Below are 17,188 nucleotides of genomic sequence, written 5' to 3' on the forward strand. Positions count from 1 at the left end.
TCATGCAGCAACTCGTAACAATGCAGCATAAGGCACCGCTTTATGAAGCATTGATGGACTTTAAAAAACAGCGCATCGTACCGTTTGATGTGCCAGGTCATAAGCGTGGCCGCGGCAATCCAGAGCTTGCCGCATTTTTAGGCGAACATGCATTGGCTGTCGATGTCAATTCGATGAAACCACTCGATAATTTATGTCACCCTGTATCGGTCATTAAAGAAGCAGAAGAAATAGCGGCGCAAGCTTTTGGTGCGCACGCCGCATTTTTTATGGTCGGTGGTACGACGTCTGCTGTGCAGGCGATGGTCTTTAGCACGACGAAACAGGGCGATGAAATCATTTTGCCGCGCAATGTGCATCGCAGTGTACTAAATGCGCTCGTATTAAACGGGGCGATTCCGGTTTATGTGAACCCGGAGGCCAATGAAGAACTTGGCATTGCGCTCGGTATGTCAATTGCACAACTAGAACGCGCGATTACCGAGCATCCAAATGCGAAGGCCGTCTTTGTCAACAACCCAACCTATTACGGCATTTGCTCGGATTTAAAGGGCATCGTGGATGTCGCACATAAAGCAGGTATGAAGGTGTTAGCAGATGAGGCACATGGCACGCATTTTTATTTTGGTAAAAATATGCCGATGACAGCAATGAATGCTGGTGCCGATATGGCCGCCGTTAGTATGCATAAGTCTGGCGGTAGTTTGACGCAAAGTTCCTTTTTATTAATGGGACCGGACATGAATGCCGATTATGTACGACAAGTCGTCAATTTGACGCAAACGACAAGCGCGTCGTATTTACTCATGGCCAGTTTAGATTTATCACGCCGTAATTTGGCATTAAACGGTCATGCGATTTTTGAGCAAGTCGTCGATTATACAAACTATGTGCGCAACGAATTACATACTATTGGCGGTTATTATGTGTTTGGTCGCGATTTGATCAATGGCGACAGCGTCTATGATTTGGACCCGACGAAACTGTCTATTCATACTTTAAACGTAGGTTTAGCGGGAATTGAAGTGTACGATATTTTACGTGATGATTACGATATTCAAATTGAATTTGGCGACCTTGGTAATATTTTGGCGTATCTTTCCGTCGGTGACCGCGAGCGCGATATCGAGCGTTTAGTTGGCGCATTAGCCGATATTAAACGTCGCTTTGAACGCTCAAAAAAAGGCATGCTGACACAAGAATATATCGAACCACTTGTCGCAATTTCACCGCAGCAAGCATTTTATGCACAAAAGGAATTAGTACCGCTTCAGGCCGCAGTTGGTCGTACGTGCGGTGAATTTGTGATGTGTTATCCGCCGGGAATTCCGATTTTAGGACCAGGTGAAGTCGTAACGAACGCTATCGTTAATTATATTGCTTATGCAAAAGAAAAGGGCTGCCAATTAACGGGCACTGAAGATTTACACGTAGAAAAATTAAATGTCGTGAAGGAAGGTGTCTAAATGGAGCTTTGGTATAGCGAGCCGCATACAAAAGATGTGAAGTTTTCGATTAAAGTGAACAAGCAGCTTTATAGCGCACAAAGTGAATTTCAGCGCATCGACGTATTTGAATCCGCTGAATTTGGCCGCTTTTTAACGCTTGATGGTTATATGATGCTCACTGAAAAAGATGAATTTATTTATCACGAAATGCTCGTGCATGTGCCGATGGCGGTCCATCCGAATGCGAAACATATTTTAGTCATTGGCGCCGGTGATGGTGGTATTTTACGTGAGCTAGCACATTATGACACGATTGAACACATTGACCTTGTCGAAATCGATGCGCAAGTAATCGAGGTTTGTAAACAGTATCTACCGCAAACAGCGTGTGGTTTTGCCGATTCACGCGTGCATATTCATATTGCAGATGGCTTAAAATATGTCCGCCATGCCGAAAACCAATATGACCTGATTATTGTTGATTCAACGGACCCGTTTGGACCAGGTGAGGGGTTATTTACGAAAGAATTTTATGGTAATTGCTATAGCGCATTGAAAGCAGATGGTATCATGGTCAATCAGCACGAAAGTCCATTTTATGCCGAGGATCGTTTAGCGATGCAGCGCGCGCATAAGCGTATTGTCGAAAGTTTTCCGATTAGCCGCGTTTACCAAGCGCATATTCCGACGTATCCATCGGGACATTGGCTTTTTGGATTTGCATCAAAACATTATCATCCGATTAATGATCAGCAGGCGGAGCGCTTCAAAAGATTGAATATTCCGACGAAATATTACAATCATCAGTTACATGTCGGCGCATTTTGCTTACCAAATTATGTAGAGGAGTTGTTAGCCGATGTTGAAGCCTAACATTCAAACATTTATCGGTTGCGAAGCGGCTTATACCGACGCAACGCATGTACTATATGGCGTTCCATTTGATGGCACGACGAGCTACCGCCCCGGGACGCGTTTTGGTCCGTCAGCGGTCCGTGCCGAATCATTTGGCTTAGAAACGTATAGCCCGTACCAACAAAAAGATTTAACGGATTATGCGGTATTTGATAGTGGCGATTTAGAGCTGCCATTTGGCAATCCAGCGCGCGTACTAGCAGACATTGAAGCGCGTGCAGCAACGATTTTAGCTGACGGGAAAGTGCCGTTTATGATTGGTGGCGAACATTTAGTAACGCTTGGTGCTGTGCGCGCGGCCGTTAAAAAATATCCGGATTTACATATGATTCATTTTGATGCGCATACGGATTTACGCGATGACTATTTAGGTGAAAAGTTATCGCATGCGACTGTCTTACGCCGTTGTCATGACTTAGTTGGCGACGACAAAATTTATCATTTCGGTATTCGTTCGGGAGACCGCCCGGAATTTGAATGGGCCGATGCCGGGCATACGACGTTACAAAAATTTAATTTTAATGGCTTGGCTGAGGCGCTTCAAGCGATTGGTAATAAGCCCGTTTATTTCACGATTGATTTAGATGTGCTAGACCCGTCAGAATTTCCAGGTACCGGGACACCAGAAGCGGGCGGTGTGACCTTTACGGAACTTCTTACCGCCTTGATTACTGTTAGTCAACAAGCGAATGTTGTTGCCTGTGACGTCAACGAATTAGCACCAATGTATGATCCATCAGGCCGCTCAACAGCACTTGCTGGTAAAGTGATTCGCGAATTTTTAATTGCACTACAAAAATAGAAAAGAGGTTATGTAACAATGGGAAAAGCGTTAATTATTGGCTGCGGCGGTGTCGCGTCTGTAGCCATTCATAAATGTGTACAAAATAGCGAGATATTTGAAGAAATTTGCATTGCGAGCCGTACAAAATCAAAATGTGATGCGTTAAAAGAAAAATTAGACGGTCAAGGTACAATCATTACAACGGCGCAAGTAGATGCCGATAATGTCGACGACTTAATCGCCTTAATCAAGACCGTTAAACCGGATATCGTCATGAATTTAGCGTTGCCATATCAAGATTTAACGATTATGGATGCTTGTCTTGCGACGAAAACACATTATATGGATACGGCCAATTACGAGCCTGAAGATACCGCAAAATTTGAATACAAATGGCAATGGGATTACCGCGAACGCTTTGAGGAAGCAGGCATTACAGCACTTCTTGGCTCAGGTTTTGATCCAGGCGTAACGGGCGTCTTTTCAGCGCACGCGTTAAAACACCACTTCGATGAAATTAATTACATCGATATTTTAGACTGTAACGCCGGTGACCACGGCTATCCATTTGCGACAAACTTCAACCCGGAAATCAACATTCGCGAAGTAACGGCAAACGGCTCGTACTGGGAACACGGTGACTGGGTTGAAACGGCACCGATGGAAATTAAGCGCGTCTACAATTTCCCAGAAGTCGGTGAAAAAGAGATGTATTTATTGCATCACGAAGAATTGGAATCATTGGCATTAAATATTCCTGGAATCCAACGCATTCGCTTCTTTATGACATTTGGCGAATCGTATTTACGCCACTTACAATGTTTAGAAAATGTTGGTATGACATCGATTGAGCCGATTATGTACGAAGGCAAAGAAATTATTCCGCTGCAATTTTTAAAAGCGGTATTACCAGACCCAGCGTCACTTGGCCCACGTACAAAAGGAAAGACGAATATCGGCTGTATTTTCCGCGGTAAAAAAGATGGCCAAGACAAAACGTATTATGTTTACAATGTATGTGACCATGAAGCGTGCTTTGCAGAAGTTGGTTCGCAAGCGGTATCGTATACAACAGGTGTCCCAGCGATGATTGGCGCAGCGCTTGTCATGAATGGTACGTGGCAAAAACCAGGTGTTTACAATGTCGAAGAATTTGACCCAGATCCATTCATGGACGCATTAAATAAATGGGGCCTACCGTGGCAAGAAAGCTTAACACCGGAGCTTGTTGATTAATGAACATTACCGAGATTGCGACACCTGCTTATGTCGTAGATGAAACATTAATTGAGCGTAATTTGCGCATTTTAAAGCAAGTCATTGAGGATACTGGCTGCCATATTTTACTCGCACAAAAGGCGTTTAGTATGTTTAGCCTCTATCCGTTAATTGGTCGTTATTTACATGGGACAACGGCGAGTGGTTTATATGAAGCAAAGCTTGGGCATGACGAGATGGGCAAGGAAAATCATATTTTCTCACCCGCTTATAAAGACAGTGAATTTCCGGAAATTGTCGAACTTTGCGACCACATTGTGTTCAATTCCTTTTCGCAACTCGCACGCTTTGGTGAGCAAGTTATCGCGGCTGGTAAAAGCATTGGCTTGCGTATTAATCCAGAGCATTCAACGCAAGTCGGGCATGAAATTTATGACCCATGTGCAAAGGGCTGTCGTTTTGGTATTACGGCAGCACAATTTGAACGCGAGGCATTAACGCATGTTTCCGGACTCCATTTTCATACATTATGCGAGCAAGATAGCGATGATTTATGGACGACGATACTCGCAGTCGAACAACGCTTTGGTGATGTACTGCATGATATGGAATGGCTTAATTTTGGCGGCGGTCATCATATTACAAAGCCGGGCTATAATCTCCCGTTGCTGAAAAAATGCATTACGTATATGCAGCAAAAATATGAGTTGCGTATTTATTTAGAACCGGGTGAGGCGATTGCCTATGACGCTGGGTATTTAGTGACGACGGTTTTAGATACAACGTATAATGATGGTGATATCGCGATTTTAGATACGTCTGCATCATGCCATATGCCAGATGTGCTTGAAATGCCGTATCGCCCGCCATTACAACAGAGTGGTGAGGCCGGCGAAAAGCCGTTTACGTATCGTTTAGGTGGACCGACATGTCTTGCCGGCGATGTCATTGGCGATTATTCGTTTGATGCGCCACTAAAGCCGGGCGACCGTCTCGTATTTGAAGATATGGCGATTTATTCGATGGTGAAAAATAATACATTTAATGGCATGGCTTTACCGGATATCGTGATTCAACGTGCGGATGGCCAATGTCATGTACAACAATGTTTTAGTTATGCAGATTTTAAAGGGCGGTTATCCTAATGAATGGGGGAGTGGCGTGTTATGCGCGACTTCCCTTTTTTTCTTGAACTACCCCACTTAGCGTTTTCACGAGCTCGCTTGAAGTGGGGGATTCTTTTAGTAGGTGAACACCTCCTTTTTGTTTGCCTTCTAGTTTAACGAAAACAAATGTTCTGTTTATGCTTTTAAGCACCGCATTTATCCCCCTCCTACTCACTCCACGCGTTGAGGAGGATGTCTTCTGCAAAAAAATGATAAAAGTCAACATCATACAAAATCCCTACATTGATGGCGATTCTATGATAGGATAAGATTTAATTGAAATGATTTTGGAGGAACAGCATGAAGAACTATACACATTTATTATTTGATGTCGACAATACGATTTTAAATTTTGATGCGGCTGAAGAAGCGGCATTGTCAACAATTTTATCGACCTATGGACCAACGCTTGACCAAGAAAGTTTACATGCGACATATCAAAAAATTAATCGCAGTATGTGGCGTGCATTTGAACGCGGTGAAATGACACGTGAACAGTTACTAGAAACGCGTTTTTTTGAAACGTTTTATATTTATGATATTACCGTAGACGGCGTCGCGCTTGCAGCGGAGTATCAAGCATTATTAGCGGAGGGCCATGAACAAGTGGCAGGCGCTAAAGAAGTGCTTGAAGCGCTGCGAGATATCCCAAAATATATCGTGACAAACGGCATTGCTTCAACACAACATCGCCGCTTGGCTGACTCGGATTTTGCGAAATATTTCGAAGCGATTTATGTGTCCGAGGAGTTAGGCTATCATAAACCACAGCGTGAATTTTTTGATATCGTGTTCAATGAATCCCCTGAAATTATTCCTGAAACGACGCTTATTATTGGCGATTCATTAACGAGTGATATTCAAGGGGGCATCGTAGCGGGCATTGATACGTGCTGGTTCAATTTCCACGGCATCGACAACGATACGACGATTACACCAACGTATACGATCGATTCTATTGAGGGTATTTTAGCGTTATTACCAAAACTTGTATAATTACTGAGGGGTCTGTGCAAATGTGCAGACTTTTTTACTAGAATAAAAGTTTTTACTAGAATAACATTGATTTTTTTAGAAAAAATAGCACATAATAGAGACGGAGGTGGAAGACGATAATATGGTAATGAAATGGCATTCTATTGGGGAAGAAATGTTGAAATTGGGGAATTATGAAGATTATTTTTTTCAAAGCGTTACATTAAAAGACGAGGAGCAAGCGATTGTTCATGCATCGATTCAAGGCCGCTTTTTAGTCGATTTTGCCGATGCGCTCGTTGAACTATATGAGCAAGATGGCGTCAAAGAAATTAACACGTATCATAATAACACCGTGAAATTGACACGTACAGCGCAACAGCTCATTGTAGAATCAGCAACATGCGGACGCTTTGTGTATGCGTTTCATGATGGTTTTGAGCAAATTTTTACGGCGCTAAAACGCTATCTAACAAAAATCAAGCGCGACAATGCGCGCGTTGCACTAAACGATGAATATCCGCAACTTGCGAGCCGCGTTTATTGGTATGACCGCTTAACTGTCGTACATAATTCAATTTAATGAGAGTAAAAAAAGGAGTTGCATTATGCAGCTCCTTTTTGTTGTTTCGAAATAAGCGCCTTTAACATCGGTGGTGTGACCAGCGTTGAGACAACGATGGCAATGACCATTGGCGTGTAATATTGTTGTGAAAATAATCCTGCTGCTAGCCCAATTGATGACGTAATGAGTGCAACTTCCCCACGTGAAATCATCGCTGTCCCGATAATGAGTGACGATGATAAGTCAAATCCTGTAATGCGTGCGCCGAATCCGGCACCAATAATTTTCGTTGCGACCGCGACGATCGATAATACGAGAATTAATAACAGATGCTCACGGAGTCCATCTAACGATACCGCAAGACCGATGCTCGTAAAGAATACCGGAATTAGCAGAACGTTAACTGATGGCAATAATTTTCCTTCGAGATTTTCGCGTAATATATCGTTATTAGCTAATGCTAACCCAGCGAAGAAGGCGCCGATAATATTACTAATGCCCATAAATTCAGCAAACCATGAATAAAAGAAGCATAGTAGGACGCCGTAAACAATCGCTAAATCTGGAATCGGTATGCGCACGATCAGTTTTGTTATGCGCGGTAAGAGCTTATGCATAACAATAATTGCGATGAAGAATAGTACTTGTTTTAAGACAATAATCGAAATAGGCTCACCATTGCCGACAGTCATACTAATCATAATCGCTAAAATAATTAGGCCAATAATGTCATCAGCAATGGCGGCACCGAGTACAGTAGCACCTTCACGCGTCCCCATATAATTTAGCTCGCGGAATGTTTGCACCGAAATACTAACCGATGTAGCTGTTAAAACAATCCCTAAGAAAATGGCATGGAGTGTATCCATACCGAAGCTTACACCGACAACATAGCCACCAATAAACGGTAAGATTACACCGAATACCGCAACGGTTAATGCCGATTTCATACTGCTCGTTAAATCTTTTAAATTCGTTTCGACACCGGCAAAGAACATTAAGAAAATAACGCCTAATTCACTGAGTAAATGAATGACATCCTGTCCATCTGTATGTACAAGGCCAAAAACGGCCGGACCGATTAAAATCCCGGCAATAATTTCGCCTAACACGCTCGGTTGACCAAAACGCGAGGCGATTGCGCCACAAACTTTTGCTGCGACAATAATAATGATGAGTTGAGCTAATAATTCGCTTAACTCTAGCATATAAAACCCTCCAGTTATGAAAATCCAGAAAAATACATCGTTTTCATTACTTCGCGATATTATTTTTTCATAGGCATGGGTTACTAAAAGTACTGAACAAATGCCGATACTATTATATCATAATATATCGAATATGTCTGACGCTTTACGTTGGAATAACGGGAGACAATGCATGCATAAAAATAAATTTTTTGAATTAAATATACATTTTGGTCTTTTTGGTAAACCGGAACCATTAGGCAATTAATAGTTTGAATGTTCGTTAATAAATGAAATATATCGTATAATTTTTTTGAATGTTCGACTATACAACGTGCGAAAATAACTGTATAATACGCATTTTAACAGCAAATAGCATAAAAATAGAAAAAATAATGCGTAGTTAACAAAAAATAAATAATGACATAAAGCGACTTAATTGTTAGAATTATTTTATTTTTTTATATACGTTGACGGCGCGAAAATGAATTGATATTGTATATTTACAACAATATAATTTCCATATTGGGATTGGAAATATACTGCTATAAAAAAACGAGTGATTCATTTTCACAAAAGGGGAGTTTGCTTATGACAGTAACAATTGAACTAACACAAGCATTACAAATCGAGGCATTACGCAGTAACGGTTTAACGAATGATGAAATTTTATACAAATTAAAACGCCATCAATTGGAAGCGTTCACGAAAAAAGTGGCGAATTTAGAATTTGATACGTTATTAGAAGCGTACAATGAGAATACGACCATTTTCGAACAAGTATTACGTGTAGGATACGAAGCAAAAACAATGACAGTTGACGCTGCCATTGCATTACTCGGTTATTTATTCTCTGCAAAAGAAGGCGATCATTTTGTAGTGGCCGATGATCGTATCCAAATTATACGTCTATCTGATAAGCAACGCGCGACATTTAATGCCATCTTACCAGCGAGCTGGAAAGAATCGATGTTACAAGCAAACTAGGGGTTATGAATTGTTTTCACAAAGAATAATTCATAAAAAAAGAGGTTCGGATTATGTCCGAACCTCTTTTTTTTATGCGAAAAAATAACGTAATATTGCCATCGTGATGACGCCAACAATTACCGTTTTCGATAAGCTTTTTGTCCAAAGCGCAATGAAGAGCGTTGGAATAAATGCGCCGAAATTGAGCCATGCTACAGTCGTCATATGTTCGCCTTCTGTAAATAACGATTCAAAGACGAGCGCGCTTAAAATACAAATGGGAATGTAGGCCAACAAGCGCATCACAAACGAAGGAAGTGTCACGCTTTTGACGAGTATAAACGGGATGACGCGCGGCAACCACGTAACGAGTGCGCAAGCGGCAATTAACAAAACCATTGTCCATGTTGTCATTTTTCTGTTAACACCCCAATCAACGCTACAAGCAATGTGCTAATTAACACAGCTAAATGGCCCGGTAAAAAATTCATCAGCACAAACATCGCGATGCCCATATAAAGAATAAGCAATAAATAATGCGTTACTTTTCCTTTTGGTGTGCTCTGTAAATTTAAAATAAGCAACGCCACAAACATCGCTGTTAATGCGAAATCTAACCCCCAACTTTCAGGGTTTGGAATCCATTTACCAACGACGGCGCCGATGACAGAAGCAGCAATCCACGACAAGTAAGCGGTCATATTTAAGCCGTCCATCCAGTTAGCGGATAAGCGTTGTCCTTGTGCTAATTTTGTCATGGCGACACCATACGTTTCATCGGTTAATAATGTACCGAAGCCGACATTGCGGAGCATCGAGTCCTTTTTAAATGTAGGTGCGACCGAGAGAGCCATTAAAAAATGGCGTAAATTAACGATAAATGTTGTTAAAATAATGGCTGATGCGGGTGTTCCAGCGACAAAAAGACCGCAAAAAATAAATTGTGCTGCCCCCGCATAAACGAGCAGTGATAATAAGAAGATTTCAAACGTTGATAAGTGCGATGCGATGCCAACGACACCAAAAGCAAAGCCAATGCTAATATAACCAAATAGCGTTGGAAGACAGTCTTTGACGCCATCAAAAAATGTTTTTTCATTATGTATAGGTTCTGTCACAAGTCACACCTCCGCTTCAATAGTACCGAATATTCTGATTAAAGTCTATGCGTTGTTTTGTAGGTCTTTTGCGGAGATATAAGTAATAGGAATTATTTTGAAAAAACGACTGTAGAATCTACTATTTTATTGCTATTATTAATAAATATAAGAGATTTAGGGGGATTATAGATGAAAAACATCATGAAAAAAAGCGTCGTAACATTGTTTGCTGGAGCGATGGCTGTGAGTGCTGCAACGATGCCTGCGAGTGCATTAGAACAACGTGTAATTGACGAAACAACAGCAAAAACAACAACGACTTCGATAAATGGACAATTAGACAGCGATACGATGGACGTTATTAAAGTAACGGTGCCAGAAAATGGCGAATTAAAAGTACATATTGCTGATGCAAAAAATAAAGGATTGTCGGTCATGTTAACGACAAAATTAAACCCGTTTTATTCATATGAGTTTAAAACACTTGGCGATATTTTTGACTATTTACGCCCGGTAAAATTAACGGATATTGAAACGGTATTAGAAGAGTTACTTGATTCATCATCGGCGATTAACTACGGTGTGAACGAAAAATTCTTAACAGAAGGCGATGATTCGTATGAAAGTTTAACAGGCGAATACTTACCATTAGAAGAACCGTCCCCAACGTTTAAAACAGGTGTGAAAAAAGGCACGTATTATTTAGTCGTGACAGGTGCATCATTAAAAGAGCAAAAAGATCCAAGCTATCGTTTAGCGATGAAATATGAGGCGAAAAACAACGTCGAATTAGAAAGCAATAATGACCGTAAAACCGCAACAGCATTACCACTCAATAAAACATTTACAGGTGTGGCACATGATTTAGACCCAATGGATTACTTTAAAGTGGACGTAAAGGAATCTGGGAATTTAGTTGTGAATGCAACATCATCAAATAGTGCGGCAGACCTTGGCTATGTTTTATATGATGCCAATCGTAAATTAGTCAATAATTTTGAATATGTTGCCAATCGCCAAGCGACGACGTTAAAAAGCTCAACATTCGTCAACAAAGGCACGTATTATGTACGCGTAGCAGGCTCTGACGAGGAAGTATTTGGTCATACAAACTACACTGTTAAAGCCAATGTCGTCTCAAAAACAATGAAGCGTTCAAATGTGGCTATAAAAAATGCGGCAACGAGTAGCATTACTGTAAAAGCATTACCAATCGGTGCAACAGTAAATGTGTATAGCGATGCAAAGAAAACGACAAAAATTGCTAGCTTTAAAGCGACAAAAGCAACGGAAACGAAAACACTTAAAGGGCTAAATAAAAAAGGCGGCAATGTGTATGTGACGCTGAAAAAACCAACGCTTGCAGAAGGTGCTGTAACAAAGGTGCCGTACAACAAAGCAAAATAGTTTACGGGATTATCTAGTGGGTATAAAAAAGGTAAGACGAAACTAGGGGAGTTGATGGTGTTGAGTTTACTTGATTTGCTTGGACAGGTGCAGGCCATTACAGGAGGGAAATATGGTTTATCTGATTTATTATCAGAGGATTTTATCCGTGAAAAAACCGATTTTGCTTCTGTTGAGCAATTGTTAAAAGAATTGCCAATTGATGTTAGCAATGTTGCCGATGTCCAGCAGTTATCAGAGAGCGACTTAAATGTTTTTGTAAAAGAACATTCTTGTTACGACACATGGAAAGAACTATTAGCAGAGGCCATGCATTTTCTCGACAATCAACAACACTAATCAACATGTTGGCGTATGCAAAGATAAAAAAAGCAGGAATCCGCGGATTCCTGCTTTTTTTATCGAATTTAACCAACTTTCACGTAGCGATAACGGTCTTTAATCGAGCGCGTGAAGTAAGTACCATGCGAATCTGCTTCCATAAGATCGTTGTACACAAGCTCAGGTACACCATAGTATTCAAAGACGCCATCTTTATGGAATTCAACACGCAAAATCATCGGGCTTGCCTCGTAGCCAATCGCCTGAATTTTAGATGATTCTACCGGGATCATATGTGAGTGCATCGTAAAAACTCCTTTCTTTTATGAAAACGTTTACATTTTGTAACTAAACTATATCGAAAAAGAAAATGAAAGTCAATCTAATTACGACAAACAGTAAGAGAGGCTTTGACAAAACAGTTCCTGTTCCTTTTTTAGCGTTCGCCACAAAAAACCGGAACCGCGCCACTGCGCGATTCCGGTTTTTCTTATGCTCATATGAGATGGTGTTGTTAGACGTATGTCCGAGCTTCTCTACACTACTATTCAAATGTACGGTCTTTTTCAATCACTGCATGAACCGCTTCGTGGATAGCGTGTTCAAAAGACTGTGCCTTTAATGTCATGACGCCTTCAATCGTCGTACCACCAGGAGAACATACTTGATCGACAAGTTCAATTGGGTGTGTATGACTTTCTAAGACCATTTTAGCACTACCTAAAACAGCATCTGCCGCAATTTGTAGCGCTAACGGTTTTGCCATGCCTTCTTTTACAGCGGCGCGTGCAAGTGCATCGATATAGACGTAATGGAACGCAGGTGCAGCACCAGCAATCGCTGAAAAAATTGCGAACTGTTCTTCAGGCAATGCAATCATTGAACCAGTTGCTTCTAACAGCGCAATTGCTTGTGTTTTTTGCGCGTCAGTTACGGCGCTTGAAACGGCATAACTCGTCGTAGAATGCCCAACAGCAGCATTAACATTTGGCATAATGCGCATAATCGCCTCATGTGCAAACATCGTTTGGAGTGCGGCGATATCTTTTCCTGCTGCCATCGAAATTAGGAGTTGAGAAGGTTTTAAGTACGGCTGAAGTTGCACCGCAATATCGTCTAACTGCTGTGGTTTCACACCAAGAAAAATAATATCGGCCGCTGCTGCTTGCGTCAGTGAAGTTGCGACGGTAATCCCAGTGTCAGTTGCCAGTGCCGTTGTTTTTGAAGTTGTTCGGTTATAACCAGTGATAAATGTGGCGTCGTCGTGTGCGCTAGCAATACCGCGCACAATCGCTGATGCCATATTACCAAGACCAATAAAACTAATCGTCATGAATAAAAACCCCTTTCGAATGTTTTTAGTATAGCGAATGGGGCATAAGAAATATAGACATTTGCTTACGATAGTAAAAGTGTAAAAATTACTGATGAATCGTGACTTTTATGTGAAATCGTCAAATACAATAGGTAATTGAATTATTTTTTGTTATGATAGGAGTATTGCAAGAAGTAAGCACGAATAGAATTAGTCTTATTAGCTCGACTAATTTGTAAAGGAATGAAGTACATGCGAAGTCAGCAAAAAACAAAAAATATGGCAAGTCAAAATGCCGCTGTCGTCGTCGAGAATCCTACGATGATGGAAATGTTAGCGCAAACAGTTAAAACCGGCATTATCAAATCGAATTTGATTACGATGATTGCAGGTCTTATGCTTGCGATGTACACATATCGTGTCAATCCATTTGATGAAAAGCTTGCCATTTTATTAGCGATTGCAGGGACAGCTGCTGTAATCGGTGGAGCTGGTGCGTTTAATAACTGGTATGACCGTGATATTGATGCAAAAATGCGGCGTACGCAAAAGCGTCCAACGGTGACCGGCGAAGTATCGCCTGTTGCGGCGTTAGTCATTAGTTTCTCATTATTAATTGTTGGTGTGGCGATGCTTTATTTCGCATCGCCAATGGCTGCGTTACTCGGCTTTTTAGGGTGGTTCCTCTATGTAGTGCCGTATACAATGTGGACAAAACGTCATACTGTATACAATACAGAGGTTGGTAGTTTATCAGGTGCGATGCCACCATTAATCGGTTGGGGTGTTGTTAGCAATGATATTTTTCACCCAGCGATTATTAGTTTGTTCGTCATTGAGTTGATTTGGCAAATGCCGCACTTTTATGCGATTGCCATTCGTAAGATGGAAGATTACCGCGCGGCGAATGTGCCCATGTTACCGGTAGCAAAAGGGATGAAGCGCACATACATTACAACGAATGTGTACTTAGTCATCTTAATATTATGCTGTATTCCACTTGGCTCATTGAGCACCGGCTTAATGTTAGTAGCGATTATTTTAAGCGCAGTATGGCTCGTATTAAATATTTACGGGTATCATAAAAAAGATCCGAAGAAGTGGGCAAACCTGTTATTCGTTTATTCATTACTTCATATGGTTATATTATTCTCAACGGTCATTATTTATTCGTTGATTGGTCTCTATTTAGAATTTAATTAACATGATAAAAAAGCAGGAATCCGCGGATTCCTGCTTTTCTTATGGTTTTAATGTGTAGGTTGCTGGTGTTGTCAGCTCTTTTTCATGCGCATCAAAGACGGCACTTGTCGTGACCGTCCACGATGTATCGCCATCGTGGATAATATAGCCGATATTGCCTTGTTTTTTCTCACCGGGCGCCAATTTACCGTTAAGCGCATCTAAATAAATATCGCGCTCAAACGTTTGCGTACCGGAAGCGGCTTGAAGCGTTGCAACAGGCGAGAAGTAGCGTACATGTTGTGCCGTATTTTCAACCGTTACAAAGGCTTTGACAATATCAAATGTTGTGTCACTTGTTAATTGATGGAAATAGTCAACCATACTATAATCAGGTTCTAATGCGATCGTTTTAACATCGTGAATCGTTATGCGAATATCACCTACATCGATTGTTTGTGGTTTAAAATTGGCTTGTTGTAACGTCATAAAGCCTTTTTCCGCTTGAATCGTATCACCTGATTGTAGCAAGGTGCGATCGTCGGGAATTTGCGCGTTGACTTGATAATCAACTGCATAGTCGGTCGTTGGTTTATGGTCATCTGCCGTCGCATGTTGTTGGCACCCAGCTAACGATGCAATGAGCAAGATGCCAGTTAGCAAGCGAAAGGGCATCACATAAACTCCTTTAGTTCATTTTTTTATCGTTGATTTTTGTTTTTGATGTCGTGTTTTGTTCAAGTAGTTCGAAAATAAGTTTTGCTTGGTCGGTATTATCGATGTGACCGGCAAATTTGTCGGCTTGTGGACCGTAAGCGTAGACGTTGACATCTTCACCCGTATGCCCACCTGTTGTCCAGCCTGTATTTGAACGTGTATCGGCAATTTTTTCAATCGCATTGTCGATATCCGTTACTTTTTTCGATGCGGCTGCTTCTTTTACACGCGCGATTTCGTCTGCGGATAACTCAAGTTTGATATGTTTTTTCAATGTTTCTTCGACATCGGCGCCACCAGCGATTTGCGCTGCTAAATAATCCGGTGTTTTTGAGAACGCTTGCAATGCTTCAGGGTTCCAGTTATATTCACCGTTTGCAGCGACAGAAAAGCCACCTGTTGAGTGGTCAGCTGTGGCAATAACGAGCGTATTTTTATCCTTTTTCGCGTAATCAACCGCTTTTTTGAATGCTGCATCAAAGTCTTTCATTTCACTCATCGCACCAACGATATCATTATCATGACCTGCCCAGTCAATTTGACTTCCTTCAATCATCAAGAAAAAGCCGTCATCATCTTTTTTCAACTGTTTTAATGCCGCGGTTGTCATATCGCGCAGTGACGGCGTTTGGCTGTCGCGGTCAATCATTTTATCAAGGCCACCATCTGCGAATAAACCGAGCAGCTTTGCATCGCTATTTTTTGATAATGCCTTTTTATCGGTTACATAGTTGAAGCCGGCTTTTTCAAATTCTTTCGTTAAATCGCGGTCCTCGCGCACGAAGTTTGATTTACCACCACCAAGCATAACGTCGATTTTATGCTTTTTGCCAACTAATTCATCGAAGTAATCATCGGCGATGGCATCCATATTTTTACGTGATTCGTCATGCGAACCAAATGCAGCTGGTGTGGCATGTGTAATTTCAGAAGTTGCTACAAGGCCCGTTGCTTTTCCTAATTCTTTCGCGCGTTCTAACACAGTTTTTACCGGCTTGTTATCGTTATCAACAGCAATGGCGTTATTGTATGTTTTAATTCCTGCAGACATGGCTGTTGCTGCAGAAGCGGAGTCGGTCACATTTTGCGCTGGGTCTTCTGGATATGTCATTTGTTGACCGATTAAGTATTGATCGAGCTGTGTTTGTTTTACGAATTGCTGTTGCGGTGTATGTTGCATGTAACGATACGCAGATGTGTACGAGTTCCCCATACCATCGCCAATTAAGAAAATAATATTTTTCGGCGATTCTTTTTTTGAAGATTTTGCTTCGGCATCAATGGAACTAAAGGCACTTAATGCAATAGCTGAGCTTGCGAGTACTGCGGCGAATTTTTTAGACCAAATTTTCATGTAACTTCCTCCTTAAATGGTATAACGTAACTGTATCGAATGAATGTAAGTGTGAGTTTAAGTGAACGTAAAGAAATGTAAAATCCGTGAACAACTGTGCAGTAAATTATGCGAAAATTTGTTAAAAGGCTGTTCGAGATAGCAGAGCTATGGCATGATGGAGAGAATGTAGGAAGGGAGAGATAGCTAATGGAGAACATTCCAAACTGTCCGAAGTGCAATTCGGAATATACGTATAATGATGGCTCGGCATTCGTATGTCCAGAATGTGGCAATGAATGGACGGCATTTGAACAACAGCAAGAAGAGGAGGCCGCGCTTATTCGCGATAGCGTCGGCAATATTTTAAATCCTGGCGATAGCGTGACGATTATTAAAGATTTAAAAACAAAAGGTGCACCGTCGGATTTAAAGGCGGGTACAAAAGTGAAAAATATTAAATTTTGTGGCGATATAGATGGGCACAACTTAGAAGCGAAAATAGAAGGCTTTGGCACATTATATATTCGCTCAGAATACGTTAAAAAAATTTAATGAACATAACAAAAAGCAGGAAGTGCATGCT

19 protein-coding genes are annotated in these 17,188 nt (G+C 41.3%); 12 read left to right on the plus strand and 7 right to left on the minus strand.

What is annotated here, in order from left to right; genetic code table 11:
* Window positions 1-2 precede the first annotated feature (2 nt).
* The 7 genes from V514_RS0104655 to V514_RS0104690 all read left to right on the plus strand — a co-directional run bounded on the left by V514_RS0104655 (window position 3) and on the right by V514_RS0104690 (window position 7,089).
* Window positions 3-1,466 carry an aminotransferase class I/II-fold pyridoxal phosphate-dependent enzyme gene (locus tag V514_RS0104655; RefSeq protein WP_029498614.1) on the plus strand — a complete coding sequence of 488 codons (1,464 nt, stop codon included), beginning with the start codon at window positions 3-5 and terminating at the stop codon, window positions 1,464-1,466.
* On the plus strand, window positions 1,467-2,321 hold the full coding sequence (speE, locus tag V514_RS0104660; RefSeq protein ID WP_029498616.1) for a polyamine aminopropyltransferase: 855 nt from the start codon (window positions 1,467-1,469) through the stop codon (window positions 2,319-2,321).
* Window positions 2,308-3,165, plus strand: a complete 858-nt coding sequence (gene speB, locus V514_RS0104665) for an agmatinase (RefSeq protein ID WP_029498618.1) — start codon at window positions 2,308-2,310, stop codon at window positions 3,163-3,165. The genes speE and speB overlap by 14 nt, the downstream gene beginning before the upstream one ends.
* A gap of 18 nt (window positions 3,166-3,183) precedes the next feature.
* Window positions 3,184-4,383, plus strand: a complete 1,200-nt coding sequence (locus V514_RS0104670; RefSeq protein WP_029498619.1) for a saccharopine dehydrogenase family protein — start codon at window positions 3,184-3,186, stop codon at window positions 4,381-4,383.
* Entirely contained in the window at window positions 4,383-5,510 is a 1,128-nt protein-coding gene (gene nspC, locus V514_RS0104675) for a carboxynorspermidine decarboxylase (protein ID WP_029498620.1), read from the plus strand. Before V514_RS0104670 ends, nspC begins: the two co-directional genes overlap by 1 nt.
* A 321-nt stretch (window positions 5,511-5,831) precedes the next feature.
* Entirely contained in the window at window positions 5,832-6,527 is a 696-nt protein-coding gene (locus tag V514_RS0104685) for a YjjG family noncanonical pyrimidine nucleotidase (protein WP_029498621.1), read from the plus strand.
* Window positions 6,528-6,654: 127 nt separating this feature from the next.
* Window positions 6,655-7,089 carry a hypothetical protein gene (locus V514_RS0104690; protein ID WP_161630165.1) on the plus strand — a complete coding sequence of 145 codons (435 nt, stop codon included), beginning with the start codon at window positions 6,655-6,657 and terminating at the stop codon, window positions 7,087-7,089.
* Between the two features lie 23 nt (window positions 7,090-7,112).
* Here the strand turns inward: V514_RS0104690 and V514_RS0104695 are convergent, their stop codons facing one another.
* Window positions 7,113-8,279 carry a cation:proton antiporter gene (locus V514_RS0104695; protein ID WP_029498623.1) on the minus strand — a complete coding sequence of 389 codons (1,167 nt, stop codon included), beginning with the start codon at window positions 8,277-8,279 and terminating at the stop codon, window positions 7,113-7,115.
* Window positions 8,280-8,849: 570 nt separating this feature from the next.
* On the opposite strand from V514_RS0104695, the gene V514_RS0104700 reads away from it, so the two are divergent.
* The gene (locus V514_RS0104700; RefSeq protein ID WP_029498624.1) at window positions 8,850-9,245 is read left to right on the plus strand and encodes a hypothetical protein; all 396 of its coding nucleotides are present in this window, start codon (window positions 8,850-8,852) and stop codon (window positions 9,243-9,245) included.
* Between the two features lie 72 nt (window positions 9,246-9,317).
* Here the strand turns inward: V514_RS0104700 and V514_RS0104705 are convergent, their stop codons facing one another.
* Together V514_RS0104705 and V514_RS18765 are read right to left on the minus strand one after the other, a co-directional pair.
* Window positions 9,318-9,641, minus strand: coding sequence for an AzlD domain-containing protein (locus V514_RS0104705; protein ID WP_029498625.1), 324 nt, complete (start codon window positions 9,639-9,641; stop codon window positions 9,318-9,320).
* A complete protein-coding gene (locus V514_RS18765) occupies window positions 9,638-10,345 on the minus strand; it encodes an AzlC family ABC transporter permease (protein ID WP_035944300.1) in 708 nt (235 codons plus the stop codon). The genes V514_RS0104705 and V514_RS18765 overlap by 4 nt, the downstream gene beginning before the upstream one ends.
* A 171-nt stretch (window positions 10,346-10,516) precedes the next feature.
* Between V514_RS18765 and V514_RS0104715 the strand changes: the two genes are divergently transcribed.
* Together V514_RS0104715 and V514_RS0104720 are read left to right on the plus strand one after the other, a co-directional pair.
* On the plus strand, window positions 10,517-11,734 hold the full coding sequence (locus V514_RS0104715; RefSeq protein ID WP_029498626.1) for a PPC domain-containing protein: 1,218 nt from the start codon (window positions 10,517-10,519) through the stop codon (window positions 11,732-11,734).
* A 60-nt stretch (window positions 11,735-11,794) separates the two neighbouring features.
* Window positions 11,795-12,073: a hypothetical protein gene (locus V514_RS0104720; protein ID WP_029498627.1), complete on the plus strand. Its 279-nt coding sequence runs from the start codon at window positions 11,795-11,797 to the stop codon at window positions 12,071-12,073.
* Between the two features lie 68 nt (window positions 12,074-12,141).
* Here the strand turns inward: V514_RS0104720 and V514_RS0104725 are convergent, their stop codons facing one another.
* Window positions 12,142-12,360: a KTSC domain-containing protein gene (locus V514_RS0104725; protein ID WP_029498628.1), complete on the minus strand. Its 219-nt coding sequence runs from the start codon at window positions 12,358-12,360 to the stop codon at window positions 12,142-12,144.
* Between the two features lie 239 nt (window positions 12,361-12,599).
* On the minus strand, window positions 12,600-13,388 hold the full coding sequence (gene proC, locus V514_RS0104730; protein ID WP_029498629.1) for a pyrroline-5-carboxylate reductase: 789 nt from the start codon (window positions 13,386-13,388) through the stop codon (window positions 12,600-12,602).
* A 261-nt stretch (window positions 13,389-13,649) separates the two neighbouring features.
* On the opposite strand from proC, the gene cyoE reads away from it, so the two are divergent.
* Complete coding sequence (gene cyoE / locus V514_RS0104735; protein WP_029498630.1) at window positions 13,650-14,573, plus strand: heme o synthase; 924 nt, start codon at window positions 13,650-13,652, stop codon at window positions 14,571-14,573.
* A 39-nt stretch (window positions 14,574-14,612) separates the two neighbouring features.
* Here the strand turns inward: cyoE and V514_RS0104740 are convergent, their stop codons facing one another.
* Together V514_RS0104740 and V514_RS0104745 are read right to left on the minus strand one after the other, a co-directional pair.
* A complete protein-coding gene (locus V514_RS0104740) occupies window positions 14,613-15,227 on the minus strand; it encodes a DUF4352 domain-containing protein (protein ID WP_029498631.1) in 615 nt (204 codons plus the stop codon).
* Between the two features lie 13 nt (window positions 15,228-15,240).
* A complete protein-coding gene (locus V514_RS0104745) occupies window positions 15,241-16,623 on the minus strand; it encodes an alkaline phosphatase (protein WP_029498632.1) in 1,383 nt (460 codons plus the stop codon).
* A 189-nt stretch (window positions 16,624-16,812) separates the two neighbouring features.
* Here V514_RS0104745 and V514_RS0104750 point away from each other — a divergent pair, with 189 nt between their 5' ends.
* Entirely contained in the window at window positions 16,813-17,157 is a 345-nt protein-coding gene (locus tag V514_RS0104750) for a zinc ribbon domain-containing protein YjdM (protein ID WP_029498633.1), read from the plus strand.
* The last annotated feature ends 31 nt before the right edge of the window (window positions 17,158-17,188 follow it).

The organism is Kurthia huakuii LAM0618 (assembly GCF_000505545.1).
In the GTDB taxonomy this organism is placed as follows: Bacteria; Bacillota; Bacilli; order Bacillales_A; family Planococcaceae; genus Kurthia; species Kurthia huakuii.

Excerpts from the sequence above, each read along its gene's own strand:
- V514_RS0104655 (WP_029498614.1), top strand. The coding sequence starts at position 3 with ATGCAGCAACTCGTAACAATGCAGCATAAGGCACCGCTTTATGAAGCA.
- speE (WP_029498616.1), top strand. The coding sequence starts at position 1,467 with ATGGAGCTTTGGTATAGCGAGCCGCATACAAAAGATGTGAAGTTTTCG.
- speB (WP_029498618.1), top strand. The coding sequence starts at position 2,308 with ATGTTGAAGCCTAACATTCAAACATTTATCGGTTGCGAAGCGGCTTAT.
- V514_RS0104670 (WP_029498619.1), top strand. The coding sequence starts at position 3,184 with ATGGGAAAAGCGTTAATTATTGGCTGCGGCGGTGTCGCGTCTGTAGCC.
- nspC (WP_029498620.1), top strand. The coding sequence starts at position 4,383 with ATGAACATTACCGAGATTGCGACACCTGCTTATGTCGTAGATGAAACA.
- V514_RS0104685 (WP_029498621.1), top strand. The coding sequence starts at position 5,832 with ATGAAGAACTATACACATTTATTATTTGATGTCGACAATACGATTTTA.
- V514_RS0104690 (WP_161630165.1), top strand. The coding sequence starts at position 6,655 with ATGAAATGGCATTCTATTGGGGAAGAAATGTTGAAATTGGGGAATTAT.
- V514_RS0104695 (WP_029498623.1), bottom strand. The coding sequence starts at position 8,279 with ATGCTAGAGTTAAGCGAATTATTAGCTCAACTCATCATTATTATTGTC.
- V514_RS0104700 (WP_029498624.1), top strand. The coding sequence starts at position 8,850 with ATGACAGTAACAATTGAACTAACACAAGCATTACAAATCGAGGCATTA.
- V514_RS0104705 (WP_029498625.1), bottom strand. The coding sequence starts at position 9,641 with ATGACAACATGGACAATGGTTTTGTTAATTGCCGCTTGCGCACTCGTT.
- V514_RS0104715 (WP_029498626.1), top strand. The coding sequence starts at position 10,517 with ATGAAAAACATCATGAAAAAAAGCGTCGTAACATTGTTTGCTGGAGCG.
- V514_RS0104725 (WP_029498628.1), bottom strand. The coding sequence starts at position 12,360 with ATGCACTCACATATGATCCCGGTAGAATCATCTAAAATTCAGGCGATT.
- proC (WP_029498629.1), bottom strand. The coding sequence starts at position 13,388 with ATGACGATTAGTTTTATTGGTCTTGGTAATATGGCATCAGCGATTGTG.
- cyoE (WP_029498630.1), top strand. The coding sequence starts at position 13,650 with ATGGCAAGTCAAAATGCCGCTGTCGTCGTCGAGAATCCTACGATGATG.
- V514_RS0104740 (WP_029498631.1), bottom strand. The coding sequence starts at position 15,227 with ATGCCCTTTCGCTTGCTAACTGGCATCTTGCTCATTGCATCGTTAGCT.
- V514_RS0104745 (WP_029498632.1), bottom strand. The coding sequence starts at position 16,623 with ATGAAAATTTGGTCTAAAAAATTCGCCGCAGTACTCGCAAGCTCAGCT.
- V514_RS0104750 (WP_029498633.1), top strand. The coding sequence starts at position 16,813 with ATGGAGAACATTCCAAACTGTCCGAAGTGCAATTCGGAATATACGTAT.